The organism is Pleurocapsa sp. PCC 7327 (genome assembly GCF_000317025.1).
In the GTDB taxonomy this organism is placed as follows: Bacteria; Cyanobacteriota; Cyanobacteriia; order Cyanobacteriales; family Microcystaceae; genus Hydrococcus.
Genome location: NC_019689.1, coordinates 1,732,103 through 1,756,766, shown reverse-complemented (window position 1 = coordinate 1,756,766; position 24,664 = coordinate 1,732,103). Strand labels below are relative to the sequence as shown.

Genomic DNA, 24,664 nt, shown 5'->3' with positions numbered 1-24,664 from the left:
AGTGCTGGTGCTGAGCTTAACCAATTCTGGTTGTCATTAGTAGCCTTGAATACTTTCTGCTAGTCAAGATATTGATATTCTTTCCTAGAATTAATTTATCCTTTTTTCACCAAAATGCTTCTAGGGTTCCGGTTGAAGTTATAAAATGCTTGAACGACAGGTCCGAGAGAAGCGAGCTAGGCTTGAGCAATTTCAAAAGAATTCAAGTTAGCTGCACGGCGGGAAAAAAGCCCGGGAGGTTTTAATGGCAATCTTTTGATCTACATTAGACCTCCTGCAAAAGTGTTACGCGATCGCATAATTGGAGTGGGAAAGAAGTTCATAATTATAAATGCCAGCAATCAAATTAAATCTCAACCCAAACCGTCTTCTTCGGTTGCGATATCGACTTGAAAGAATTCTGAATATTTTTAGACTGCGATGAATATTTTCAATTACAATCCTTTCACTTGCTAACTTACGATTAAACTTCTTTTGCTCTAGACTTAACTGTTGATTGCGCTTTTTTTTGTTGGGAATTCTACTGTTGGGATGAAGTTTCTGAATTCCTTGATATCCTTTATCAGCCAAACATTCTATCTGTTGTTCGATTCCTATTTTACTATTTTTCCAAATCTTAAAATCATGACTTTTTCCCTTCTCATGAGCAATACAAAGAATTTGTCTCGTTTTTGCGTCAGCTAAAACTTGCGATTTTATCGTGTGACACTTTTGCCGACCACTGTAGTAAGCTTTTTGTTTTTTTCGGTCTTTCTATTTCATGTTCTGCTACATCTACTACGACAATTTCAATTTCTGTATTTTGGGGTTGAACAGCTTTTTTCCCAGGCAGATTGAAAAGTCCCGATTTCATTAAAATATCTTCTACTTTTCTGGTGATTCGTAAAGCCGTTGTCTCGTTTATTCCCCAGCTAGTTCCGATATGAAAATAGGTGCGATACTCTCGCCAATATTCAAGAGTCATTAAGATTTGGTCTTCTGCGCTTAATTTATTTGGTCGTCCTGTTTTTTTTGTAAGACTTTTTCGGCTTCTAGAACTTTTACCATCTCTTTAAACGTCTCTGGATATACTCCACAAAGCCGTTTAAACTCTGTCGGTTTTAAATTTTTACTTGAGAGTAAGTCATAACTCGAATTGTAATTTGGTTTTATTTTACCTAACTTACTCTGACTTTTGCTGGAGGTCTATTAGTCTTCCGGGTTTGTTGTATTTTGATTTTATATGGCAATCGGGAGGATTCGTATGACTGAGCAACAACCTTTTCAACCTCCAAATTCTCAACTGAACGGTCATTCTACCGAGGCACAAAGAGCCTTACAAAGGGAAGCACAGCTACCGATGACGGGGTGGCAACAAGAGGTTTCTAGAGGTTTAGAATTTGGTTTAGAAGCGGCACAGAGCATTCGCGATCGCACGATTCCAACCTTCTCTCGCGGTGAATTGCCCCACTATGCAGGCATTAATACATTTCTCAAAGCACCCTATTTAGAGGACGTTCGTAAGGTTGGGGAATACGATGTCGCTATCCTTGGCGTTCCTCACGATTCAGGCACGACTTATCGTCCGGGAACTCGTTTTGGTCCTCAAGGCATTCGTCGCATTTCTGCTCTTTATACTCCTTACAATTTTGAAATGGGGGTCGATTTGCGAGAGCAAATTACCTTATGCGATGTCGGGGATATTTTTACCATTCCAGCTAATAATGAAAAGTCCTTCGATCAAATTTCAAAAGGAATTGCCCACGTCTTTAGTTCGGGTGCATTTCCTATTATTTTAGGCGGCGATCATTCGATTGGTTTTCCTACCGTTCGCGGAATTTGTCAGCATTTAGGCGATAAAAAAATGGGCATTATTCACTTCGATCGCCACGTCGATACCCAAGAAACCGATTTAGACGAACGGATGCATACTTGTCCTTGGTTTCATGCCACTAATATAAAGAATGCTCCTGCAAAAAACCTAGTTCAATTGGGAATCGGCGGCTGGCAAGTTCCCCGTCAAGGCGTGAAGGTTTGTCGAGAGAGAGCGACTAATATTTTAACCGTTACTGACATCACAGAAATAGGCTTAGATGCTGCCATAGATTTCGCTCTAGAACGAGCCTTAGATGGAACTGATTGTGTCTATATCAGTTTCGATATTGACTGTATCGACGCGGGATTTGTTCCTGGAACTGGATGGCCCGAACCCGGCGGTTTATTGCCTCGCGAAGCGCTTTATTTATTAAGAAAAATTGTTCGCAATGCTCCTGTTTGCGGACTAGAAGTTGTCGAAGTTTCGCCTCCCTATGATGTCAGCGATATGACGGCTTTGATGGCAACTCGCGTCATATGCGATACGATGGCTCATTTAGTTATTTCGGGACAGTTACCAAGAAAAGAAAAGCCTTCTTATATCCACCCAGAAGCACAACCAGAATTAGTAGCAGAATGGCAATAAGGAGATTTATCTCACGCAAAGACGCAGATGTGAGATAACGGAGAGGAGAAAGAAAATAAGAGGCTCGTCAACAAACGACCAATGACCAATGATAATTTATGCATGAAACTGACATGACTAAAGCTCTCATCATAACAGTGAGAGATTGGTATAATTTACAAACCGAACGAGCAAAAATTGAAAAAATTCATCTCATTGTTGGCAAGTTTACTTGTGTCGAACCCGCTAGTTTGAAATTTGCTTTTGAAGTACAAACTAGCGGCACATTTTTAGAAGGAACTGAGTTGGTAATTAAAGAGACTCCATTGATTGCTTTTTGTCATACTTGTCAACAAGAATATGCCCCAAAAGTTGGCTGGCAATATGCCTGTCCTCAGTGTCATTCGCCAATGGAAGATATTCTTTCTGGAAGAGAGTTAAAAATCGAGCGCATTGAATATACAAATGCATCTAAGGAATTAGAAGTAAGTCATTAATTTAATTTTTTTCGCTTACCGCATCCTCTCCCCCTTGTTATCTATCTATAAAATATGTTATCCAAACCTTACAGCTGAAGACCTATGCATCAAATATTTGACGCAGCTTTAGAAATCAATTTACTCCATGCTAATCAAGCAGGAGCCGACCACAATCGAGAACATTTTGACGAGTGGGGAATTACTTGTCTGAACGTGATGAGTAGTCCCGGTGCAGGCAAAACAGTTTTGCTAGAAAAAACGCTGGCGGCATTAAAAGATGTATTAAAAATAGCCGTCATCGAAGGCGATATGACAACGGAATTAGATGCCGATCGCCTGCGTCAATATAATGTTCCTGTAATCGCTATCAATACAGGTCGTTCCTGTCACTTAGATTCCAAAATGGTAGCTGGAGGAATCCACAGATTAGCCCATGAATATAATCCTTCAGAGTTCGATTTAGTGTTTGTAGAGAATGTCGGTAATTTAGTTTGTCCTGCCGAATTTGAAGTAGGAGAACACGCTAAAATTGCCCTGTTGAGCGTTACCGAAGGAGAAGATAAACCGCTTAAATATCCGATTATGTTTCGAGAAGTAGATTGTTTATTAATTACTAAGATGGATCTGGCTCCTCATTTAGAAATCGATCTAAATCGTATTGAAGCAAATATCAGACAAATCAATCCTCATGTCACGATAATTCCTCTTTCTGCCAAAACAGGAGAAGGATTAGAAACTTGGTTAGATTGGGTAACATCCCAAGTAACCGCAAAATGAGTAATTTCTGTCTAAAGATAGTAGACATGAATTCTGTAACAGATGTGTCAGCAAGTTAATGATTCATCTGTGCTAATTACTAATAATTTAATATCTGGCAAAGTATCTCTGCATAAAACGCCATGAAAACGCGATCGCTCTTATCTTATATTCTCATTTTTTTTGTTACTCTAACTTTTGCTGTCGCTTGCAACAATCCTGCTACTTCTATCAAAACCGATACCGGAACCGATTCTGCTAATTCAACAAATGCAGCAACTGTGCGTTTGGGATTTAGTGCGTGGCCGGGTTGGTTTCCTTGGCAGGTTGCCCAAGACGAAGGGATATTTAAAGCTAATAATGTCTCAGTAAATTTACAGTGGTTTGATGGCTATCTCGAATCGATTAACGCACTAACCGCAGAACAAATCGATGGGAACAGTCAAACCCTGAACGATACCATTAGCGCAGTATCCGGCGGAGCCGACCAAGTAATCGTCTTGGTAAACGACAACTCTACTGGCAACGATAAAATTATCGTTCGCGAAGGCATTAATACTATTGCCGATTTGAAAGGTAAAAAAGTTGCTGCTGAGGAAGGAACAGTAGACCATTTTCTACTGTTATTAGGACTTAAAAAAGAAGGGTTAACCCAAAAAGATATCGAATTTGTTTCTCTAGAAACGGGACAAGCTGCTGCTGCTTTTGTCGCGGGAAAAGTTGATGCAGTAGGAGTGTTTGCCCCATTTACCACTCAGGCATTAAAGCGTCCTGGCAGTAAAGAACTATTTAGTTCTAAAGACTTTCCAGGTTCTATTTCCGATCATTTAGTCTTCACGCGCAAGTTTGTGAAAGCTAACCCAGAACGAGTACAAGCAATGGTTGATTCCTGGTTTGCCACGCTCGACCATATGCAGGAAAATCGGGATAAATCTAATGATATTATGGCAAAACGGGCAGGCGTAACCGTTGACGAATACAAAGAATATGCCGAAGGAACTAAAATTTTTACGATTGAAGAGAACTTAAAAGCCTTCCAACCTGGCAACGATATGACCTCACTACAGTTTGCGGCACAGGAAATCGGTAAATTTTTGGTTGAAGTCGGTCTTGCCCAGCAACAACCCGATACTAGCAAAATTTTTGACGATCGCTTTGTGAAAGCTTACGCTGAGAAAGCTAAACAATCCTAACCGCATTCTGGAATTTAATTATGAATCATAGCAGTGGATCGATTCAATCCGTCGCGCGATCGAAAACTCTACGACAGACGGTTTTTTGGAGGCTAGCCGAAGATATCCCCAAACCTTTGCAAACCTCATTGATGGTGGCTTCCATTGCCATACCTTTGCTGCTGTGGTGGCTGGTAACGACTTTTGGAAATATCGATCCCAAGTTTTTACCCTCACCTGCTAAAGTGTTGGAGGCATTTGGCAGACTGTGGAGTACGGGCGAACTTCTCCAAGATACGGTAGCAAGTTTGTGGCGGGTTGGCGTTGGCTTTTTACTAGCAGCAATCTTGTCTATCCCCGTCGGTTTGTTGATGGGTAGTTTTGCCAGCATTCGCGCCCTTCTAGAACCTTTGTTTGGGTTGGTGCGCTATATGCCTGCCCCTGCTTTTATTCCTTTGTTGATATTGTATTTGGGAATTGGCGAAGAACCCAAAATTACGCTCATCTTTATCGGGGTCTTTTTCTTCAACGCCCTGATGGTCATGGATACGGTTAAGTTCGTACCGAAAGATTTGATTGAAGCAACCTATATGTTGGGCGGGAATCGATGGCAAACTCTACTGCAAGTGATTTTTCCGCACGTTTTGCCAGGAATTCTCGATACTTGTCGAATCAATTTGGCTAGCGCTTGGCAGTTGGTTATCGTTTCAGAATTGATTGCAGCAACAGAAGGTTTGGGTCGTCGCATCAGCGTAGCGGGTCGATTTCTCAAGACAGATGAGATTTTTGTCGGACTGATTATAATTGGCGTTATTGGATTGATATTCGATTTGTCATTTCAGTATTTACTGAGAGTTTCCTGTAAATGGGCAAATCAGAAACGATAATTTTGTTCTTTGTCACTTGTTCTTTGTCATTTGTAATAACGATCGGTTATTAAAAGCGTAACTCTGGTTACAGCAGATACTATTTATTAATTGCTATGACAGATATAAACTTCTTTTCTATAGCAAGTCTAAAAGAAATATGAACATTGTAGTGCGAGCAAGATGCTCGCGCGAGCTTTTCACAAATCAAATAGATTCGCTATATCTCTTACTCCGCGTTCTCTGTGGTTAATTAATTTATAACTCTTGTTCGCAAATCAAATGCGCTCGCGTAGCGTAAGCTCTGTCTAATCGCCATACCATTTAAATTTTTAACTAATTTAATTAAGCTTAAACAATGTATTTACAAGTAATCAACCTACACAAACACTTCCAAACAAAAGCAGGAACGTTAGTTGTCCTCAAAGACATCAACATGGACATCGAACGAGGAGAATTTATCTGCGCTGTGGGTGCATCGGGTTCGGGGAAATCTACCTTGCTGCGTCAAATTGCCGGACTTGACAGCCCCACCTCAGGCGAAGTCAGAATTGATGGAAAGTGCATTACCGGACCTGGACCCGATCGCGGTATGGTATTTCAACATTACACCCTTTATCCTTGGATGACGGTGCAAGAAAATACCGAGTTCGGACTTAAGCTACAGGGAATGTCTAAAAAAGAACGACGCGATAAAGCTAGCTATTATCTTAGCGTTGTCGGGTTAGCGCAGTTTGCTAAAGCATTACCAAAAGAACTCTCTGGCGGGATGAAGCAACGAGTTGCGATCGCCCGCGCCCTCGCCTCCGAACCCAAGGTATTATTAATGGACGAACCTTTCGGCGCATTAGACGTTCACACTAAAGAATCGATGCACGAATTCATGTTAGATCTCTGGCAGCGCACCGAAATTACAATCTTCACAATCACTCATGATGTCGAAGAAGCTGTATTCCTCTCCACTCGCATCTATGCGTTAGGCGCTCGACCGGGTACGGTGAGAAAAGAGATGAAAATTAACTTACCCGAACGCACCCGCGCTATTAAGCGTCGCTCTATTTTTCACGACTACCGAGACGAACTAATGGATCTGCTGCGCCAACACGGACAGGAAGCTTTGGAGGCTGTAGCGGCAGCCTGAAGGCGATAAACTGGTTTGGCAGCAATTTCTTTTGACGTTCGCGACGATAAGATTTATGGTTATCGAGAGTATCTGGGCGTTTTATATACCCTCAAACCTTAATCGAACTGGGTTCGCTGATTGCTGCAATAATTCGATGGCAGCCAGAGTTAGGCTTTGCCCAGAGATATTGATACTCTTGGGGATTGCCCCAACATAACCCTAAAAAAAGCTCGGTTTGCGTCGCATCGATTTCTGCCCATTCTGCTTCTTGCATGAATTCTTCGACCGATTCTAGCGTAATCGGACGATAGCGGTTGGCTGCCAGCCAGAAATTCATCTCCTGGGTCATTTCGCGCCAAAAATCCAAAACCATCTCTTTGGCAGCCATGAGGATTTCTTTATCGCCAGGAACGGGGATCAGTTGGTTGTGGAGTTCGGGATAGCGGATGGATTTACCGCTAAAAGTACATTCCCTCCAGATAATGCCTGAAACTTTATGCTGTCGTTGGTAGGCATGGATTTGACGGCGAAAATCTTGATAGGCGAAGACTTTCCCGACTTTTTGCAGATCGATCGCTTTGGCAATCACGGGATTATCGATTCGTTCTGCCGATGACAGCAGAATGCGTTCCCCCTTCCAGGTTGCCCGTAATTCTTGTTCGAGAATCTCAATAAGCTGTTGAGTGGTGTAAGTCATCACTTCAGCACTATGGAACGGCATGGAATCTCTCGCGATCCCGATTGGCTTTTGCTTTTCTAGCAAGACTTTTACAGGGGTTCGAGAACATCTGGCCAAAAAGCCAAAGCTACGCGACTAGGGAATTCTTCTTTTATAGTGGCAGAAAAAGGGAATATTGGTTCGCCAAAGTCTAAGAACCGTGACTAAAACAATTCACAATTCGCAATTAACTGTCATTGCTAAATGCTCCCCGACGCGAACGCGGGAGGAGCATCGATAGAAATTGCGAATTGGTGGGTTGACTTTCAATACCGCCGCGCGAGCGATTTATATAATTTTTAGAAATAGGGGTGCAAAGCTTTGCGCCCCTATAAAATTATAGAAATAGATGACTTTCAGGCTGAATGTTAATTTCCATGGGAACAGCTTGAGGTTCTGCCGAGAGAGCAAACCAAATTGCCTCTACTGCCGTCTGCGCGCTTAACATCTTGCGGCGATCGACTTTGAGGCTAACATTATCCCAAAATGGGGTATCTACGCCCCCAAAGTAGAAGAGGGTAATTTTGATACCATAGCGTTTTAGTTCCTCTGCCATACATTTACTAAACCCGACAACCCCATATTTAGAAGCGCAGTAGGCAGAAGCCATTGCCATTGGATGTTTGCCCAGAATTCCTACGATATTGCAAATATGACCGCTTTGCTTATCTTTCATGAAATTAGCGACGGCTTGCGTGGTATAGAAACTCCCTTTAAGATTGAGATCGAGCATGGCATCCATGTCTTGGGGAGTAATTTTACTAAATTGCTTCATCACCCCCGCACCCGCTGTATTGACGAGAACGTCAATTTGACCGAACTGGGTCACTGTTTTTTCCATCAAGGTTTCGACTTGTGAGATATTAGTGATATCCGTCGGAACCTTTAAAATCGTTCCCGTTGCGGGTAATTGAGAAGCCAACTCCTCCAAGCGTTGACTATTTCTAGAAGCTAGAACGAGGTTTGCTCCGGCAGGGGCGAGTTTTTGCGCTAATGCCGAACCAATGCCACCCGTAGCACCAACAATAACAACGACCTTATTTTGCATGTTACTTAATATTTCTTTACATTATTTATTTTAATCCTTCCTAGACAGATACTAATGACTAATGACTCTGGCAAGCAGTTTGATTGGCTAGGTTTAATGATTGGTAATTCTCGCTTGCATTGGGCGTGGTTTCAGGGAGAAAAGTTATCTCAATCCTGGAATAGCGAACATCTCGCCGACAACGTTGTCAATGAAGAATTCTTAAAGAAAACTTTGCTATCTTTCGGGCGGGATCGGAGCTGCGCTCTTCCTATTCATATTGCCTCTGTTGTTCCCTCACAAACTACCCTTTGGCGAGCTTATCCTAATGTTAAATTGATTGCGTTAGAGAGTATTCCATTGAAAAGAATTTATCCCACTATGGGGATCGATCGCGCCTTATCCGTGTGGGGTGCGGGGACTACCTTAGGATTTCCTTGTTTAGTCATCGATGCAGGGACAGCATTGACTTTTACGGGGGCAAATAGCGATCGCGTTTTAGTTGGCGGTGCTATTTTACCGGGATTGAGATTGCAATTGCAATCTCTAGCCATGAAAACGGCTGCTTTACCTGAAGTAAAATTACCAGAAAGATTGCCCAATCGTTGGACTTTAAATACGCCAGATGCAATTCAAAGTGGTGTAATTTATACAATCCTGGCAGGAATTCGAGATTTTATTGAGGATTGGTTAGAGCAATTTCCTAATAGTCAAATTGCTTTGACCGGAGGAGATGCAAAAATCCTGCGAAGTTATTTACAAATTCAGTTTCCCAACCTAGCAGAGAGGATAATTCTTGATACCAATTTAATTTTTTGGGGAATGCGATCGCTAGTTTTTTCTAAGTAATAATTACAATCCCAATCTTTGTTTATTTTTATTTACAAGAAAAAATTCAGGCGTTGCATAAACGCAGGGTTATTTCATTCTGATTGCAGTTAACCAAGAAATGAATTTGACGAGCGACCCCGCGCCGCCGTTAGGCGAATCTGGTAGCGCGAGTTGGCTCAAAATTTAAGTCCATCTTATAGGACTTAAGGTATTACAGCGGTTCTCAGTAACATGAGGTACGTTAACATGGCTGAAAGGCTCTAGTAATAAGAAATTGTGTGTACTTCAACTTTGTGAAAACCGCTGTAGACAGAGAATTTATTCTCTGGCTTTCGACAATGAAATAGCTCATAGCCCTGGCATAAACGCGGGATGAATTTTATTTGGTCATGCTGAATTTACTGTAACTGAATTTACTGTCCTTGTTGTAAAATTAATGGCAATTTATCTTCTCCTCCTCCAATAATAATCACTTTACTATTTTGAGATTCGGCAAGTTTTTGAGTTGCTTCAATAGATTTCAATCTCAACACTTGCTCCGATAACCCTTGAGAAATAATTTTTTGCGAGTCAGCAATTCCTTGAGCCTCAATTCGCTTGCGATTTGCCTCCTTACGAGTTTTTTCCAACTCAAAATCTAGCTGTTGACTTTGTTGCTGGGCTTCTAATTTTTGTTGAATAGCTGCTTGAATCTTCTCTGGTAAAACAACATTTCTTAGCAAAGTCTCCTCAACGATAAAACCGAGAGGACTTAAACTATTACTCACTTCTTTATGTAGGCGTTGAGCAACTTCTTCTCGTTTTTCTCCATAAATATCTCCAGCATCATAGCTAGCCGTTGTTTGACGAATAATCGATCGGAATCGAGAAATAATAATTTCTTGTTCGTCGGTCCCGATATTTTGATAAACTTCGCTAATTTTTTGAGGATCGATTTTATACTGCAAACTCACATCGAGTTTAAAACCCAATCCTTCTTTAGATGTCGTATCGACAGTTTCTTTAATATCCTTCAAGCGACTGGAAAAATCAATGACTTTTCCTAAAGGATTAACAAAATGGATGCCGGAGGTGAGAGGTCGATTTTCGACTTTTCCAAACACTTCAACCAGCCCGACTTTTCCAGCAGGAATGATGACTAAAAAACGAGAAATAAATTGATAAATCGCTATGAAAACTGCTAGCATGCCAATTAACATCGCGATCGCTTTAAATGTTTGACGATTCTTTTCGCCTGCGATATCTTTGGCACTAAAAGCAACTAGAAAAGCAATTAGTGCCGTAATCGCTGAAATAATCAATGACATAGCTTGCCTAATTTAACTAAAATAATGATTGTCCGTGCTGGATCTAGAATTCCCTCTTTAGCTTCTTGGTAAACAGGAAGTCGAAAGTTTTTAAGAAGTCGGAAGTATACTCCATAATTAATTGCGTAGTGCCCCGCCAACTAAGTGAAGGATCTGGGGATAAAATCGTTTGGGAATTAATTTTGAACTTTGCACTTTGAACTTTGAACTATTTTGGTTAAACAAAGACTCGATACACTTCTAGTAAACCTCAACCTTTGTGATTCTCGCCAGCAGGCACAGCGACTGATTCGTGCCGGAGAAGTCAAGGTCAACGAACGAGTCATCGACAAACCAGGAACGGAAGTCGATGACTCGGCCGACATTCAAGTTCAACAGAAACCCAAGTACGTCTCTCGCGGCGGTCAAAAGCTCGAAAGTGCCCTAAAAGTCTTCCAAATCCCCGTAGAAGGGCGAATTTGCCTCGATGGAGGAATTTCTACGGGGGGCTTTACCGATTGCTTGCTCCAAGCGGGAGCGAAGCGAGTTTATGGCGTTGATGTTGGTTACGGACAAGTTGCCTGGAGTTTGCGTCAGGACGAGCGAGTGGTCTTAAAAGAAAGAACGAATTTTCGTTACCTGACTTATGAGGACTTATACGGAGACGAACCGCCTGCGGACTTAGGAGTAATGGATTTATCCTTTATCTCCCTCACTAAAGTACTCGAACCGCTTTGGAATCTTCTCGTCCCGCCACGGGAAGTCATATTATTGGTCAAACCCCAATTTGAAGTCGGACGAGAGAGAGTCGGGAAAAAAGGGGTGGTTCGCAATGCCAAAGATCGAGCCGAGGCAATCTACCAGGTGCTACAAGCTGCTCAAAATCTGGGGTGGCGATATCGAGGCTTGACTCCATCGCCCATAACTGGGCCGGAGGGAAATATCGAATATTTGCTGTGGTTGAGCATGGAGGGAGAGACGCGATCGCCCGACTTACAAGCTATTCAGAAAGTTGCCGAAGATGCGATCGCGCCTCTCGATCGAGAGCCTTATAATTGTCAGGCTCAACATAAGAGACCGCGATCTCTTTCGAGGTTTTCTTGGCATCGTTAGAGATTGCCTCTTTGGTTGGCATCTGTTGAGTGCGATCCGTGTTGAGTTTGGGTTCGACTCGCTCGGAGTTAAGCCGAATCTGGATTTGCGGACCAGAACTCGCTAGGCGAATAATCATGCCATCCTCAGCCTGAACCGTAGTAATCGGTTTTCCGTTAATGTAGGTTCCATTAGCACCAAGGTTTACTATTTCCCATCGAATTCCATTGCGCTTAATTTCGAGGTGGCGACGAGAAACGACGGCACTGTAAAGCACCACGTCATTATCCATCGAACGCCCGATCCGAATGACTGATTGAGTGTCAAACGTCCAGTTTTGCATGGGTACGTTTTTGCCGGGATGTAGTAGAGTCAGAGTAATCACCGATGTTCCATCTTCGATCGATAGGGTTACTGCTCGCGCTAGCAAGGCTGATGGTACGCTTTGAGTTGGCTGAGCTTCTATTTTCAGTTACCCCAACATAACCTATGATAATTGCTGCTTACCAGTGGAAAGCTATAGATTGCTTCTTTTACTTTATTAAAAACGATGTTATATAAATGCAAAATAAACTTTTGGTATTTTTCTAATCTTAATAGAGACGCGCTCTGTCGCGCCTCTAAAAATCTACCTTTCTATCTTAGAGAATACCCGCATTGGACAGTCCCAAGATCATCCCCGCGCCGAGAATATGACCGAAGCTGGTCGTTGCCAAAAGTTCCGGTAGACCAAAGCTTTTGCGAGAGGCAAGCTGAGGAATTGGCAGATCGGGTCCCGCTCCTGTATTTTGGATAGCAAAGTAGCCGATGACGATCGCCAATAGATTGCAAAAAATCATAACTATCGCTACGGATAAATTCCATTCGCTTGTTGAAGGAACGTTGGTTTGAGCCGCCATAATTAAAGTTGAAATCATAAAGAGTAAGACTCCTATCGCAGTAAACTTTGATGAACAAGAGGCATTATAGGAATCTCCTCGATCGAAAGGTCATTTTGTTTGAATACTTAACATAGCCAATAGTTCCTAGTTCTTTATTATTTATCCTGTTGAGGTTTCATGCGGGTTAAAATTTGCGGAATTACACAACCAGAACAAGGTCGGGCGATCGCAAACTTGGGAGCGACGGCATTGGGATTTATTTGCGTTCGCCAATCCCCTCGGCATGTCGCGCCAGCTCAAATTCGGGCGATCGTCGCACAACTTCCTTCCAGGGTCGATCGCATCGGCGTGTTCGTCAATGCCAGCGGGGAGAAAATCGGTCAAATCGTGGCATCAACGGGATTAACAGGCGTACAATTACACGGCGATGAATCCCCAGAATTTTGCCGACAACTGCGCCAATCGCTTCCTGGCATCGAAGTTATCAAAGCCTTTAGAATCAGAACCTCTCAATCGCTATCTGAAATAGATGCATATTGCGATCGCGTCGATACGCTTCTGCTCGATGCTTACCATCCTCAGCTATTGGGAGGAACTGGCGAAACCTTAGACTGGGAGACTTTGGCTCAATTCCGCCCTCCTCGTCCTTGGTTGCTCGCTGGAGGACTGAATCCCGATAATGTCCTCGATGCGCTCAAACTATTAAATCCCAGCGGAATCGACTTATCCAGTGGAGTCGAGCGATCGGCTGGCGACAAAGACTTAGCAAGAGTAGAGCGATTGTTTCAAAAGTTGAAAGTCTTTCCCTGTTAGGATACTGGCAAAAATCTCTATTCCAGCTGGCTGCTGCGGCAATCCGCTCGGTAAGTAACTCAGATAATTCATAGAAATTCTCAAAAGTCAGCAATGTTCTATTGCTACCTCATATTTAAAGTCGTCTTCATCCGACTGCATAAACGTTCGAGTCGATTTTAACTGAGATCTTGTATACTATGATGTTTCGCTTCGCGATCGCTGCGCTCAACATGACCTTCTATACTTTTTAGACAACCTGTAAAGAAGCTCCGATAGGAATTTCAGTCGATTTTAATCGAGTTGCGCTTTGAGCCTAGAACTAAAGTTCTAGGCGTTGATGCCAAAGGTGCAAGTTCTGAGCGCTTAATTTATTCCCCGGCGGTTGATGCAACTGCTGCAAAATCTGGGTTTAAACAACTCGTAACGGGATATTAAAAACTGCTCTAATCAATGGTTGAAGTTAATAACATAGAATTAAAGCCATCGTATCAAACTTAGAGCTTGTAGATAGGAAATAGTAGGAAATCGTTAGTTGTAGGCTAAGAGCTTTATCGACAAGCAGCCAAAGTTCTTCGAGTAACATAATCTCCACTGTAGGTAGAGTTGCTTTCAATAGAGATGATATGCGATCGAGCCGAGCCGACATGCTCCCATAGCGAAAGCAGTATGGAGGGATAGAATATGACCAGCAAAAATACAACAGAGCAGCCGTTCAATACCCGATCGAGTCAAGAACAGGAACAATCCGAGCTGCGGCGAGACTTAAACGACTTGCTCCAAATTAACCGCGACCAGAGCGAACAACTTACGCGCTTGGCAGAACGATTACAGCATGAGAAAAAGCGCGTAACCTATCGAGGAATCTTTAGTCTGTTGGTCGTGATAGCGATCTTGGCAGTTGCGGCAAACTGGCTGTTATTTCAGTTTTTCCCGCCGGGAATCCTGACTCGTATCAATGGTAGGGTAAACAATAATGAGATTCGCCTACAACGCATTGAGAGGCAGTTGAATACCATACCTTAGTCTGGAGAGCGATTGATATTGTAACCCTAGAGAAAATGGGGACGATCGACCATGTTATTGTCTACCCCTCATTTTCAAGTTGACAAATTATTAGTTGCCCAATAGGGGCAGAAAAGATGATAGCTGACTTCACCCTTTTTAGTGGCACTGCCAATCGAGATTTAGCCATAGCGATCGCCCGTCAACTCGGCGTTCCCTTGGGAAACTGCACAATCAGGCGCTTCCCCGACAGCGAGGTTTCGGTACAACTCGATCGCTCGGTGCGCGGGCAAGAAGTTTTTATCGTCCAGCCCACCTCGCCACCAGTCGATGAGAATCTTTTGGAACTATTAGCCTTCGCCGATGCTTGCCGACGCGCTGCTGCCGATCGCATTACCGCCATCGTTCCTTACTTTGGCTATGCGCGTAGCGATAAACGTCATGGAGAACGCCAAGCGATTATGGCAAGTCTCGTCGCAGAGTTAATGCAAACTGCGGGCATCGATCGCCTAATTACGGTTGACTTGCACGCAGCGCAGATTGAGGGCTTCTTTAGGATTCCCGTCGATAGCTTGAGTGCAACGCCAACTCTCTACCAAGCATTGCGCGATCGCACCCCTTCAGAAACCGTCGTCGTCTCGCCAGATAGCGGGCGAATTCCCATGGCGATTGAATTTGCCCAGCGACTCGGCACGACGGTCGCCGTTTTGCACAAACAGCGCCAAAGCGATATCGAAACAACTGTCACTCATGTTGTCGGCGACGTGCGAGACAAAACCTGCCTGATTGTAGACGACATGATAACGACGGGAGGAACTATCGCCACCAGTATAGAGGCACTCCTAGCAGCAGGAGCAAAGCCCAGAATTAGCGTTGCTGCGACTCACGGGCTGTTCGTTAAGGATGCGCTGACAAAACTAGATCGCGAGGAGCTGCACGAGATTTTCGTCACCGATACCGTCTCAGTAAGGCAACAAGATTTTCCAAAATTGCAAGTTGTCTCAATTGCCCCTTGTATTGCCGAAGCAATTCAGACAATGATGGGTCGCGAGGCGAACTGCGACCCGAACTGAGGTTAAATCGTAAATGGCTGTAGCTCGCTCTCGTACCATTGATGCTGAAATCGTTCGCTAATAAACACTCTGACGACGAATTGGGGTGGCGTTCCTTCCCGTACATCGATGCGCAAGAATGAGTAAGGACGACGCTTTTTGGAACCTTGTCCACTCCGTCCGACAAATAGCTGCGATCGCGCTACTAGTCGAGCCCTTCTGTCTCCTTCCTCCCAAAAGGTTTCCATTAAATCCGATCCCTCTTGACGCTGGCGGCGCAAACTATAGCCGCTACCTCCGCAGACGATACAGTTTAGATGAGAGTCGGCGCGTCCGGTATCGAGGGTGCGGATGTATTCGAGGCAGTGTGCGTGACCGTTGAGAATCAGATCGACAAGCGGGCGATCGCCTCTGAGGGAACCGAGTGCAGCCGCAACATTATCGAAGACTCGTCGCAAGTGATGGCGAATTTCTAGGGTTTGTGCCAGATTCCATTTAGTAGCTTCAGTGACATAAGGGGGGTGATGGAAAAAGAGGACTCGGCCTCTCACGTCAGCCTTATTCCAAGAATCGATTAATCGCTGTTGCAGCCAATCGAGTTGTTCTGAATCGATCGCTTGCGTTTCCCGCGCCTCTAGCTGTTTGTCAATATCGAGGATGACTTCGTCGATTTGTTCGATTTTAGCTCGCATGTCGTCGAGCTGTTCGGCATCGTCGGGGAGATCGGGGTTCAAGCGCTCGGCAGCTTGCATTAGTTCTTGTTTTTCCCTCTCAAAGTGCGATCGCAATTCTTCTAGAGAACGACGATGGGTCAATCCTTCGCTTGTCTTGGAAATTGGCTGAGGCGCGTTGAAGGTATTCGAGTCAAGGGCAAAAAAGTCAATACCACCGTAACGAAAGGTGTAATAACGATTGGGCAAGCGAGTAAATTGTCCCGGTTGATAGCGCAAGCACCAACCCGTATCGGTTTTGACAGTATAGTGTTGCTCTAGATGCCGAACGAGATTGTCTCTAGATTCAAAGCGATCCCAACAATCTAAAAATGCCTGAGCGTATGCCTTACCTTGATACGAACCGTGCCATCCGACATCGAAATCCAATTTGAACTTGACTAGCCGACGACGCAGGGGTAAAGTCAATCCCGCAAATAATCCCTCTAGAAAAGGCAAATCGTAGTAATCATGATTGCCAGGCACGAGAAACATTGGGACTTTAAAAACCATGCGATCGTAGGCAATTTTTTCGGGTCGATCGCCGCCGACTAAAAGTTCTTTGTAGGGATTGATGAAGTTATCTCGATAAAATTCGCTAGAGCCTACTAAGTAAACCACATCGCCTGTATGTAGTACGAAGCGACAAGAATCCAAGTGGGGTAGCATGTGCTGGGCAACCTGCCGTTGTGCGTTATGAGTTTGGATTCCCGTTCCCGTATCGCCGATGACGAGGAAAGAAAACTCCGGGCCATCGCTGCTACCGTCATCTAGAACAAATCGAGTGCGATCGATCTCTCTTTGTACGATCGCGGGGTCATCCCACCGCAGTCGCTGTTTCATCTTTTGAATTTTGACGGCAATTGGCGGATCTGATACGAATGGCATTGACGAACGGCTCTTGCTATGGGAGCGATCGAGTTGCGCTTACACTTACAGTAGCTTGCTAAATTGATTCGCGTGTCAGCGCTAATTCCGATCTCAGACCGTAGCTGGGCTACATAATCATCCTACTCTGACGGACAAGAAACGGGAGATTATATCGTTCAGAACTGCTGACTAATTGATAATTCGCAATTCGCCATTAAAATATAAAAACATTGAATTTCTAGCTAGAATCTATCTCTATTTCCCAATTGTGAACTGATAATCGCTAATTGCGAATTGGTAGATGTTTTGCTTCGCGATCGCTACGCTCAACATGACGAAGTGCTTTTCAGGCTCCGCTGTCTCGCGGCGAAGTACCTTGCACATTTTCTACTTTTAAGATAACCTATTAGCGGATGCCTAGATCGCTCGTGACTAAAAGTGCAATTGCTTTTCCCTTAATTTGCTGGACAAATAACATGAACGATTGTTTGTTTATCTGGGATACTTTCAATTTTTAATTCTCCGCCATATAATTCAATCATTAGTTTAGCAATCGTCAATCCTAAACCAGAACCTTGTTGGGCATAAATCTTCCGTTCAAATTGCATATAAGCTCCCAGATTAGCAATTTGCTCTGTTGTCATGCCTCGTCCAAAATCGATAATAAATAGTTGGAAATTATTGTCCTGCAAAAAACTACGAATTTGAACTGGAGTTCCCGCGCTTGAGAATTTAAAGGCGTTATCAATGATTTCTTCGACAATTTTCCCAAGCTTTCGTTCGGAGATGGGAATTACTGCCTCTTGTAAATCTAATTGCAAATCTTCTTCTCGATTGAATTCTATAGCCTTTTGGAGAGCAATTTGTTCGATGATTTTTTTAGAAAAACTTTTTTCATTGGCATTGCTCAATTTTCTGACTCGTTCGGGATCTTTTCCTAGTTGTATGAGTTGTCCATATAGCAAAAAGTTTTGAACGAGTCGATATAAAAGTTGACCGGAATGATGGATATCTTTTAACATTGCCAAAGCTTCTTCTGGCTCTGTATCGCGGTAGTTTTCTAAGAGTAATTTGGAGTTATTAAGAATAGAATTGAGAGGCGTCCGAAACTCGTGGGGGAGCGCGTAGGTGATACGATCGCGTAGGTCGTCCAGTTTTTTTTGAGACTCTCGTTCAATCGCTACTTGCTTTGCCAAGCGCGTTGTGATGGCTCCTAGTAATTCGTCTCTAGTAAATGGTTTGGTTAAATAATCATCTGCTCCCAATTCCATTCCCAAGCGCAAGTCAGTTTTGGTAGATTTAGCCGTCAAGAAAATGAAAGGAACCATCTGGAGAGATGGGATAGAACGAATTTCGTACAGTACGCCGTAACCATCGAGCGATGGAAGCATAATATCGCAAATAATCAGATCGGGAAGCTCTTCTTGCGCTAATTGCACGCCGATATTGCCATCTTCTGCCTCAATGACACTAAAATTCTCGGCACAGAGGACTTCACTAATAATATTGCGAAGCTCATTGTCGTCTTCAATAACTAAAATTTTGGTCATAGCAGTCGTCTTCCTCAACAAAACTTGTACATAGAGCCAGCTAAAAATAAAGTTCCCTAAAATTTCTCGGAAATAACAATTTCTAGCTCTAGTTTGAAAAAATTTTATGCAATTTAACTAACCGAGAGTTTTAGAGTTTTTAGTTTCAGGTCATTTGTCCTTTGTCATTGGTCACTTGTCCGATGTCATTTGTCGAGTGTTGAAAGTCCTTTGTTTTTACTTCCGAATTCCGAATTCCGACTTGCGACTTCAAAAATGACTAATTCTAGTTTTTCTGGGTGAGTGGAATAGTGACTGTAAACGTTGTTCCTGTGCCGACTTTGCTGTTAACGGCAATTTTTCCGCCATGCAAATCTACAGATTTTTTGACAATTGCCAGTCCCAGTCCAGTCCCTGAGATTTTACTAGCATTTTTAGCGCGATGGAAAGGCTCAAACAGTCGTGGTAGGTCTTCTTCAGGAATGCCGATTCCTCGATCTTGAATCTGGAAAGTCGCTTCGCCTTCCTGACAGGTTAACCTAAACTCCACGGTGCTGTCTGCTGGGGAATACTTAATGGCATTTGAAAGCAAATTGCCAAGGATGTGTCCGAGCAGTTTTTCATCCATGTAAGCTTCAGTACAATTACCCTGACAAGAAAAGGCAATTGTTTGTTGGGTTTTAACTCCTAGCTGGATTTCTTCAGCCAAAGTGTGACAGAATTGTTGGAGATTCAGTAGCGAAGGATTCAATTCCAATTTTTTAGCTTCTGCTTTATTGAATAGCAACACATCATCGAGTAAATTCGTCATGTGTCGGACAGCGGATTGAATCCGATCGAGATAGTCCTGTTTTTTCTCTTCGCTCCAGTTATGGCTGTAGTATTTGAAGAGTTCGACATAGCCCATAATAGTAGCTAGCGGCGTGCGAAACTCGTGGGAAGTCATAGAAACAAAGCGAGATTTAAGTTCGTTAAGTTCCTTTTCTTTTTCTAGAACCTTTCGCATTTGCTGTGCGGCTCGTTCTCTGGCTTGAGATTGCTGTAAATTGCGGTAAAGCATGGCATTTTCTAAAGAAATTGCCATTTGAGGACTTAAAAGTTTTAGAATTTCTATGCGATCGCTTGTAAAAGCATCAGGAGTGAGATTATTTTCCAAGTAAACGATGCCAATGAGTTTACCTTGAGTGCAAATCGGGAAACATAAAATCGACTTAGGTTGATGCTGTTGAATGTAGGGATCGCTAACAAAGATAGAATCATTGACAGATTTTTTTAAAATAAAAGTTTCTTTGGTTCTAGCTACATAATTAATGATTGATAATGGCAGCTTTTGACATTTTTCAACTGGAATAACCGCTCGCATCGTTACGCCACCTCTAATTTCCGAACTAGCCACTTCTAGGATTAATTTGCCTTCTTTAGATAAGATGAAAACCCCAATTTGTGCCCCAGCATTTTCTAGAATAATTTTCATCAATTTCTCTAGCAGCTTATCTAAAATAATTTCTTGCGAGATGGTTTGGGAGGCTTTGATCGCGCTATATAAGTCTAATGTTTCTACACTTAGCGTTACTGTCGGACTTATTATCGAATTCGCTTGAGTAGTAGTTGTTTTGTGAGTAGAAGTTTGAGACAAAAATTGAGGATATCTAGATTCCAAATCTTTTACTTTTGCTAAAGCGCCCCAGTGAGTATATCTGTAGTAAGCATCTGTTAGATAAGTCCGAGCAATTTTCTCTTTGCTAATCGATAGGTAAAACTCGGCAGCTAGTTCGTTTGCTATGGCTTCTTCATGGATAAATCCTTGTTCTTTTGCTCCTGAAATGGCGCGATCGTAAAACTCCATAGCTTCCCCAGTTTGACCCAATACTCGCGCCTTTTCTGCTTCTACCAACTCATACTTATTCTTGAAATTAGATGGAGCATGATGCGCCCAATGCTTCATTTTTTCTTGGTTGGTCGCTACCTGTTTCAACAACTCGTTTTGTTCTCGCTCGTTGGCATGAGAATATTGAGCCAAGAGAGCGAGAGAATAATAAAAATAGTATTGAGCAACCGTTAACAAACCAGACACAGCTTGCTCGTATTTTTCTGCTTCCCTAGCCTTTACAATAGCTAAATCGGATTGTTTAAATAGATAAAGCAAAATCAATTTGCATAAATATACATAAAACAGAGAGGTTTGATTATTTGTTTCTTTTAAAATTGGTAGCATTTCTGATTCATTAAATGCTTCGCCAATCAACTGTGAACGATCTTCGGATTTACCCATTAAGTTTAAGGTTAGCTGCCTACCAATATTACCATAATAAACATGATATTTTAGGTTTAGTTTCTGTAACTGTTTAAGATAAATTTCCTGCTTTTGTTCGATATTTTCTAGATATTCTCCGAGAAAAAATAGATTAGTACAATAAATTAAACCTGCATATCCGGCAAAGAGTAAATCCCCAATTTCGATTCCAGTCTGAAAAGTCTTCTCTAAAGGTTCTATTGTTTCTCTAAGAGGTTCTTTCCAATGTTTTATAAAACCATAAAACTCATTGAATACCTTGGCTTTAAGCGCTTGATTATTAGATTCTTCTAACAATTTTAAAGCGAGTTGACCAAATCGATATCCAGCCTCGATATCGGAAAGAGAACTACATAATAATAGACCGTAATAAACATAAGTGTAAGCAGCTTGAGGCGGATTTCCATATCGGAAATAAAGAGCGATCTGAGTAAAGATAAGCGACGGCAGAAGATCGGGACGAGCAACGTAAGCCGGATCGGCAAGAGCTATTAAAACTTTAGAAGCAGATAGTTTATAAGGATCGCTCATTTCTGGCAGAAATGCCAGCTCCTCGATCGCATCAATTTGAGGCGATTCTTTCTCTAGTTGAATATCAAGCTTTTCTAAAACTTGCAATCCAATATCGAGTGCTGTTTGCATTCTATTTTGAGCGATACAAGCATAAATTTGTAACTCATAAATTTTAATCTTTTCAAGCAAGGTTGTAACTTGTTGAAGAGCTATTTCAGCTAAAACATTAGAGCGCTCAAAATTACTGTTGAGATATTCGACTTCTATTGTTTCAAGGTAAAGCTCCAACGTAAAGTCATAATTGTAACTCCAGCTATCGATTGCTAGAAGTTGCAAACTTAAATTTAAATAATTAAGAGCCGCTTCATAAGCTGTCGTAGCCTTGGCTTGCTGACCTGCGATTAAATTGAGTTTAGCTAGCTCGTCTTTTTCTGAGCGATCGGTAAGTAAATCGATGCTGTAATTGAGTTGATTAACCACAGCAAAAATGTTTTCTTTTCTCTCTTGAAAAGTTGTATTTTTTAGCAAAAATTGACCGATTTTGAGATGGGTTATTTTTTTCTCAAATTCGGAAAATAGAGAGTAGGCTGCTTGCTGGACGCGATCGTGTAAAAATTTGTAATTGACGTTAAGATCGTTTGCGATCGCGAGTTCCTCTTGTTCGCACGCCAAAAAAATTTGGCATGCTTTGCTAGTAGGTAAAATTAACCCGGTTTGGATAGCTTCCCATAGCTTTTCTGCTATAACTTTAGCCGATTCTTCATTAACAATTGCCAACATTTTGAGGTTAAATTGGTTACCAAAACAAGCCGCTAACTTGAGAACCTGCTGTGTCGTTTCTGAAAGCTTGCCGATATTTCTAGCAATAAGTTCGACTACATGATAATCAGCGATGCCAACCGCTTGAATCTTCTCGATGTCCCACTGCCATCTATCCTTATCAAGGTTGTAAGTCAGTAATTTTTCGGAGTGCAGGGTTTTGAGGAGTTGCGCGATGAAAAACGGATTGCCTTGGGTTTTATTGAACAGTAAAAACGCGAAATCGGTTGTTTCTACGGAATCGTTAAGAGTTTCTGCCACTAACTGATTAACATGTTCCTTTTCCAGAGGCTTAATAACAATATGGTTGACAGCAACGCCAGCTTTGAGAATTTTCTCAAAGATTTGAATCGAGGGATGAGTCGGACTGACTTCGTTATCGCGATAGGCTGCAATCGTTAATAGATATTGGCGATCGCTATTTGTCATCAAAGTTTGCAATAATTCAAGAGAGGCTAGATCTGCCCACTGTAAATCGTCGAGAAATAAAACCAAAGGATGTTCGGGTTGTGTAAAAACGCCGAGAAATTTTTGAAACACCCGATTAAATCGATTTTGTGCCTCAAAAGGCGGTAGCGAGGCAACTTTAGGCTGACTGCCGATAATCAGTTCGATTTCAGGAATGAGATCGATAAGGATCTGAGCGTTGGTTTCGAGGGCATGCAACAGCTTCTCTTTCCAAATCGCCAGCACATCGGTGCTTTCTGTCAACAACTGACGAATTAAATCTCTAAAAGCCTGAATTAGAGCAGCATAAGGACTATTGCGCTTCAGTTGATCGAACTTGCCAGCAATAAAATACCCTCGCGTTTCGACAATCGGTTTTTGTACTTCATTAATGACTGAGGTTTTTCCAATCCCCGAATAACCTGAAACTAGCACTAGCTCGACTGTCCCTTGACGCACTCGCTCGAAGGCATCCAATAGGGTTTGTACCTCGTTTTCACGCCCGTAAAGTTTCTGCGGAATTTGTAGTTGACTCCCTCTGTCACGCTGTCCCAGGGGAAAGTTGTTAATGATTCCAGTTGTCTGTAGCTGATAGGTACAAGTCTCTAAGTCGGCTTTGAGTCCAGTAGCGCTTTGGTATCTTTCTTCAGCTTTTTTAGCCAAAAGTTTCATGACAATCGACGAAACCGCTTCCGGAATCTCTCGGTTAAGCTGATGGGGGGGGACGGGAAATTTAGCCAGATGGCAGTGAACTAACTCCATGAGATCGGTAGACTCGAAGGGCAATCTACCCGTTAGCATTTCATAGAGCGTAACGCCTAAGGAATAGAAATCGGTGCGGTAGTCAATCGAGCGGTTCATTCTCCCAGTTTGTTCTGGTGAAATATAGGCAGGAGTTCCTTCAAGTAGGTTAGGATGGCAAATGGTTGGATTTTCATGAGACAGGCGCGAAGCAATGCTGAAGTCAGTTATTTTGACCTCGCCTGTTGCGCGATTAATAATGATATTGGAAGGGTTGATATCTTTGTGAAGGATTGGGATCTCGTGTAGTTTGCCCAGAGTTTCTACGATCGAGATCGCGATTCGCAGACATTCTTTTAGAGAAATAGATTGAGAGGCAAGCACTTGCTTGAGAGATTGACCGCCAAAATCTTCTAAGATCAGAGCCAACCCATTGCGATACTTCTCTAGGCGGTAAGGTTTGACAATGCCCTGACAATCCAAATTGCGAATAATTTCATACTCATATCGCAAGCGCGCAATTGCTTGGAAAGTTGGGTACTCGGTGTTAATGGCTTTAATAATAACTGGCTTTCGCGTTTGCTCGTCGTATCCTCGATAAATATCTGTACTAATACCAGCGGAAATTTTATCTTTAATTTGGTATCCTGACTGAACTAACATGGTTCTTTTTCCTCCAGCGAGTCAATAACCTACGTGTAAATCGATGCATCTGACGCTAAAGGATAGCGTACTTAAATATGCCCAATTCCAGTCCAGAAAATTAACAATCTGACGAGGAAGATCGTGAGGGAAGAAAGGTTTCTCGATTGCTCCTGCGATTGCAAACTGCTTTAGCCGTTAGTAGAACAATCGCAATCGAGTTAGTAACGGGATTGGCTCTAAGCTGTTGCAGAAAGACAGAGTCATTTATGGTTAAAGATGTTAAAAGTGCGATTGCCCCAGCGCGATTGCCTTCTATCAGCAATATTTTTATTTTATGCAAGTTAAATATGCTTTTAACTCAATCGCACTCGCAAATATACTTAAAAACAAACTAAGATAGAAGTTTAGAGTGATAAAAATAGATTATCTAATTATTGAATAATTTGATTTGTATACTTTTTAGTTAAAAATACCTATAATAATGAATTAGGACTTATCAGATATGAGTTTCAAGCTTCTGACTAAATTGAATAATTTCATAAATCTTAAAATGCAACAAGCGATCGAGAGCTGAATTCTCCGTGAAATTACGTAGAAT

19 protein-coding genes, 1 pseudogene and 1 riboswitch are annotated in these 24,664 nt (G+C 42.4%); of the genes and pseudogenes, 11 read left to right on the top strand and 9 right to left on the bottom strand.

All coding sequences use genetic code 11. The features are described from left to right. The first annotated feature begins 109 nt into the window (after nt 1–109). Nucleotides 110–240, top strand: a riboswitch (guanidine-I (ykkC/yxkD leader). A 45-nt stretch (nt 241–285) separates the two neighbouring features. Then, nucleotides 286–1,152: pseudogene (locus PLE7327_RS07805) on the bottom strand (IS5 family transposase). A gap of 91 nt (nt 1,153–1,243) precedes the next feature. On the opposite strand from PLE7327_RS07805, the gene PLE7327_RS07800 reads away from it, so the two are divergent. The 6 genes from PLE7327_RS07800 to PLE7327_RS07775 all read left to right on the top strand — a co-directional run bounded on the left by PLE7327_RS07800 (nt 1,244) and on the right by PLE7327_RS07775 (nt 6,833). After that, nucleotides 1,244–2,440 carry an agmatinase family protein gene (locus tag PLE7327_RS07800; RefSeq protein WP_015143311.1) on the top strand — a complete coding sequence of 399 codons (1,197 nt, stop codon included), beginning with the start codon at nt 1,244–1,246 and terminating at the stop codon, nt 2,438–2,440. Between the two features lie 98 nt (nt 2,441–2,538). Continuing rightward, nucleotides 2,539–2,916: a hydrogenase maturation nickel metallochaperone HypA gene (gene hypA / locus PLE7327_RS07795; protein WP_015143310.1), complete on the top strand. Its 378-nt coding sequence runs from the start codon at nt 2,539–2,541 to the stop codon at nt 2,914–2,916. Nucleotides 2,917–3,000: 84 nt separating this feature from the next. After that, the gene (hypB, locus tag PLE7327_RS07790; protein WP_015143309.1) at nt 3,001–3,675 is read left to right on the top strand and encodes a hydrogenase nickel incorporation protein HypB; all 675 of its coding nucleotides are present in this window, start codon (nt 3,001–3,003) and stop codon (nt 3,673–3,675) included. A gap of 122 nt (nt 3,676–3,797) precedes the next feature. Continuing rightward, nucleotides 3,798–4,847, top strand: coding sequence for an ABC transporter substrate-binding protein (locus tag PLE7327_RS07785; protein ID WP_015143308.1), 1,050 nt, complete (start codon nt 3,798–3,800; stop codon nt 4,845–4,847). Between the two features lie 20 nt (nt 4,848–4,867). Beyond that, nucleotides 4,868–5,713, top strand: a complete 846-nt coding sequence (locus PLE7327_RS07780) for an ABC transporter permease (RefSeq protein WP_015143307.1) — start codon at nt 4,868–4,870, stop codon at nt 5,711–5,713. A 337-nt stretch (nt 5,714–6,050) separates the two neighbouring features. Continuing rightward, nucleotides 6,051–6,833, top strand: coding sequence for an ABC transporter ATP-binding protein (locus PLE7327_RS07775; protein ID WP_015143306.1), 783 nt, complete (start codon nt 6,051–6,053; stop codon nt 6,831–6,833). A gap of 91 nt (nt 6,834–6,924) precedes the next feature. On the opposite strand, the gene PLE7327_RS07770 is transcribed toward PLE7327_RS07775, so the two are convergent. Together PLE7327_RS07770 and PLE7327_RS07765 are read right to left on the bottom strand one after the other, a co-directional pair. After that, entirely contained in the window at nt 6,925–7,512 is a 588-nt protein-coding gene (locus tag PLE7327_RS07770; protein ID WP_041392994.1) for a hypothetical protein, read from the bottom strand. Nucleotides 7,513–7,870: 358 nt separating this feature from the next. Further along, nucleotides 7,871–8,581: an SDR family oxidoreductase gene (locus tag PLE7327_RS07765; RefSeq protein ID WP_015143304.1), complete on the bottom strand. Its 711-nt coding sequence runs from the start codon at nt 8,579–8,581 to the stop codon at nt 7,871–7,873. 54 nt (nt 8,582–8,635) lie between these two features. Here PLE7327_RS07765 and PLE7327_RS07760 point away from each other — a divergent pair, with 54 nt between their 5' ends. Next, nucleotides 8,636–9,409: a pantothenate kinase gene (locus PLE7327_RS07760; protein WP_015143303.1), complete on the top strand. Its 774-nt coding sequence runs from the start codon at nt 8,636–8,638 to the stop codon at nt 9,407–9,409. Nucleotides 9,410–9,804: 395 nt separating this feature from the next. Here PLE7327_RS07760 and PLE7327_RS07755 read toward each other — a convergent pair whose 3' ends face one another. After that, entirely contained in the window at nt 9,805–10,698 is an 894-nt protein-coding gene (locus PLE7327_RS07755; RefSeq protein ID WP_015143302.1) for a prohibitin family protein, read from the bottom strand. A 213-nt stretch (nt 10,699–10,911) separates the two neighbouring features. Between PLE7327_RS07755 and PLE7327_RS07750 the strand changes: the two genes are divergently transcribed. Continuing rightward, entirely contained in the window at nt 10,912–11,790 is an 879-nt protein-coding gene (locus PLE7327_RS07750) for a TlyA family RNA methyltransferase (RefSeq protein WP_015143301.1), read from the top strand. On the opposite strand, the gene PLE7327_RS07745 is transcribed toward PLE7327_RS07750, so the two are convergent. Both PLE7327_RS07745 and psaK read right to left on the bottom strand, forming a co-directional pair. Next, nucleotides 11,678–12,199: an FHA domain-containing protein gene (locus PLE7327_RS07745; protein ID WP_015143300.1), complete on the bottom strand. Its 522-nt coding sequence runs from the start codon at nt 12,197–12,199 to the stop codon at nt 11,678–11,680. The two genes, PLE7327_RS07750 and PLE7327_RS07745, sit on opposite strands and share 113 nt — an antisense overlap. Nucleotides 12,200–12,410: 211 nt before the next feature. Then, nucleotides 12,411–12,686 carry a photosystem I reaction center subunit PsaK gene (psaK, locus tag PLE7327_RS07740; protein ID WP_015143299.1) on the bottom strand — a complete coding sequence of 92 codons (276 nt, stop codon included), beginning with the start codon at nt 12,684–12,686 and terminating at the stop codon, nt 12,411–12,413. Between the two features lie 141 nt (nt 12,687–12,827). Between psaK and PLE7327_RS07735 the strand changes: the two genes are divergently transcribed. From PLE7327_RS07735 to PLE7327_RS07725, 3 genes are all read left to right on the top strand, one after another. Next, nucleotides 12,828–13,463, top strand: a complete 636-nt coding sequence (locus PLE7327_RS07735) for a phosphoribosylanthranilate isomerase (RefSeq protein WP_015143298.1) — start codon at nt 12,828–12,830, stop codon at nt 13,461–13,463. Nucleotides 13,464–14,126: 663 nt separating this feature from the next. Beyond that, nucleotides 14,127–14,468 carry a hypothetical protein gene (locus PLE7327_RS07730; protein ID WP_015143296.1) on the top strand — a complete coding sequence of 114 codons (342 nt, stop codon included), beginning with the start codon at nt 14,127–14,129 and terminating at the stop codon, nt 14,466–14,468. 116 nt (nt 14,469–14,584) lie between these two features. After that, nucleotides 14,585–15,520, top strand: coding sequence for a ribose-phosphate pyrophosphokinase (locus PLE7327_RS07725; RefSeq protein WP_015143295.1), 936 nt, complete (start codon nt 14,585–14,587; stop codon nt 15,518–15,520). Nucleotides 15,521–15,522: 2 nt separating this feature from the next. On the opposite strand, the gene PLE7327_RS07720 is transcribed toward PLE7327_RS07725, so the two are convergent. From PLE7327_RS07720 to PLE7327_RS07710, 3 genes are all read right to left on the bottom strand, one after another. Beyond that, entirely contained in the window at nt 15,523–17,097 is a 1,575-nt protein-coding gene (locus PLE7327_RS07720; protein ID WP_015143294.1) for a metallophosphoesterase, read from the bottom strand. Nucleotides 17,098–17,534: 437 nt separating this feature from the next. Beyond that, complete coding sequence (locus PLE7327_RS07715) at nt 17,535–18,629, bottom strand: response regulator (RefSeq protein WP_015143293.1); 1,095 nt, start codon at nt 18,627–18,629, stop codon at nt 17,535–17,537. Between the two features lie 265 nt (nt 18,630–18,894). Continuing rightward, the gene (locus PLE7327_RS07710; RefSeq protein ID WP_015143292.1) at nt 18,895–24,084 is read right to left on the bottom strand and encodes an ATP-binding sensor histidine kinase; all 5,190 of its coding nucleotides are present in this window, start codon (nt 24,082–24,084) and stop codon (nt 18,895–18,897) included. Nucleotides 24,085–24,664 lie beyond the last annotated feature (580 nt).

Excerpts from the sequence above, each read along its gene's own strand:
- PLE7327_RS07730 (WP_015143296.1), top strand. The coding sequence starts at position 14,127 with ATGACCAGCAAAAATACAACAGAGCAGCCGTTCAATACCCGATCGAGT.
- PLE7327_RS07780 (WP_015143307.1), top strand. The coding sequence starts at position 4,868 with ATGAATCATAGCAGTGGATCGATTCAATCCGTCGCGCGATCGAAAACT.
- PLE7327_RS07800 (WP_015143311.1), top strand. The coding sequence starts at position 1,244 with ATGACTGAGCAACAACCTTTTCAACCTCCAAATTCTCAACTGAACGGT.
- hypB (WP_015143309.1), top strand. The coding sequence starts at position 3,001 with ATGCATCAAATATTTGACGCAGCTTTAGAAATCAATTTACTCCATGCT.
- PLE7327_RS07765 (WP_015143304.1), bottom strand. The coding sequence starts at position 8,581 with ATGCAAAATAAGGTCGTTGTTATTGTTGGTGCTACGGGTGGCATTGGT.
- PLE7327_RS07760 (WP_015143303.1), top strand. The coding sequence starts at position 8,636 with ATGACTAATGACTCTGGCAAGCAGTTTGATTGGCTAGGTTTAATGATT.
- PLE7327_RS07720 (WP_015143294.1), bottom strand. The coding sequence starts at position 17,097 with ATGCCATTCGTATCAGATCCGCCAATTGCCGTCAAAATTCAAAAGATG.
- PLE7327_RS07710 (WP_015143292.1), bottom strand. The coding sequence starts at position 24,084 with ATGTTAGTTCAGTCAGGATACCAAATTAAAGATAAAATTTCCGCTGGT.
- PLE7327_RS07755 (WP_015143302.1), bottom strand. The coding sequence starts at position 10,698 with ATGTCATTGATTATTTCAGCGATTACGGCACTAATTGCTTTTCTAGTT.
- hypA (WP_015143310.1), top strand. The coding sequence starts at position 2,539 with ATGCATGAAACTGACATGACTAAAGCTCTCATCATAACAGTGAGAGAT.
- PLE7327_RS07770 (WP_041392994.1), bottom strand. The coding sequence starts at position 7,512 with ATGACTTACACCACTCAACAGCTTATTGAGATTCTCGAACAAGAATTA.
- PLE7327_RS07725 (WP_015143295.1), top strand. The coding sequence starts at position 14,585 with ATGATAGCTGACTTCACCCTTTTTAGTGGCACTGCCAATCGAGATTTA.
- PLE7327_RS07715 (WP_015143293.1), bottom strand. The coding sequence starts at position 18,629 with ATGACCAAAATTTTAGTTATTGAAGACGACAATGAGCTTCGCAATATT.
- PLE7327_RS07735 (WP_015143298.1), top strand. The coding sequence starts at position 12,828 with ATGCGGGTTAAAATTTGCGGAATTACACAACCAGAACAAGGTCGGGCG.
- PLE7327_RS07785 (WP_015143308.1), top strand. The coding sequence starts at position 3,798 with ATGAAAACGCGATCGCTCTTATCTTATATTCTCATTTTTTTTGTTACT.
- PLE7327_RS07775 (WP_015143306.1), top strand. The coding sequence starts at position 6,051 with ATGTATTTACAAGTAATCAACCTACACAAACACTTCCAAACAAAAGCA.
- psaK (WP_015143299.1), bottom strand. The coding sequence starts at position 12,686 with ATGATTTCAACTTTAATTATGGCGGCTCAAACCAACGTTCCTTCAACA.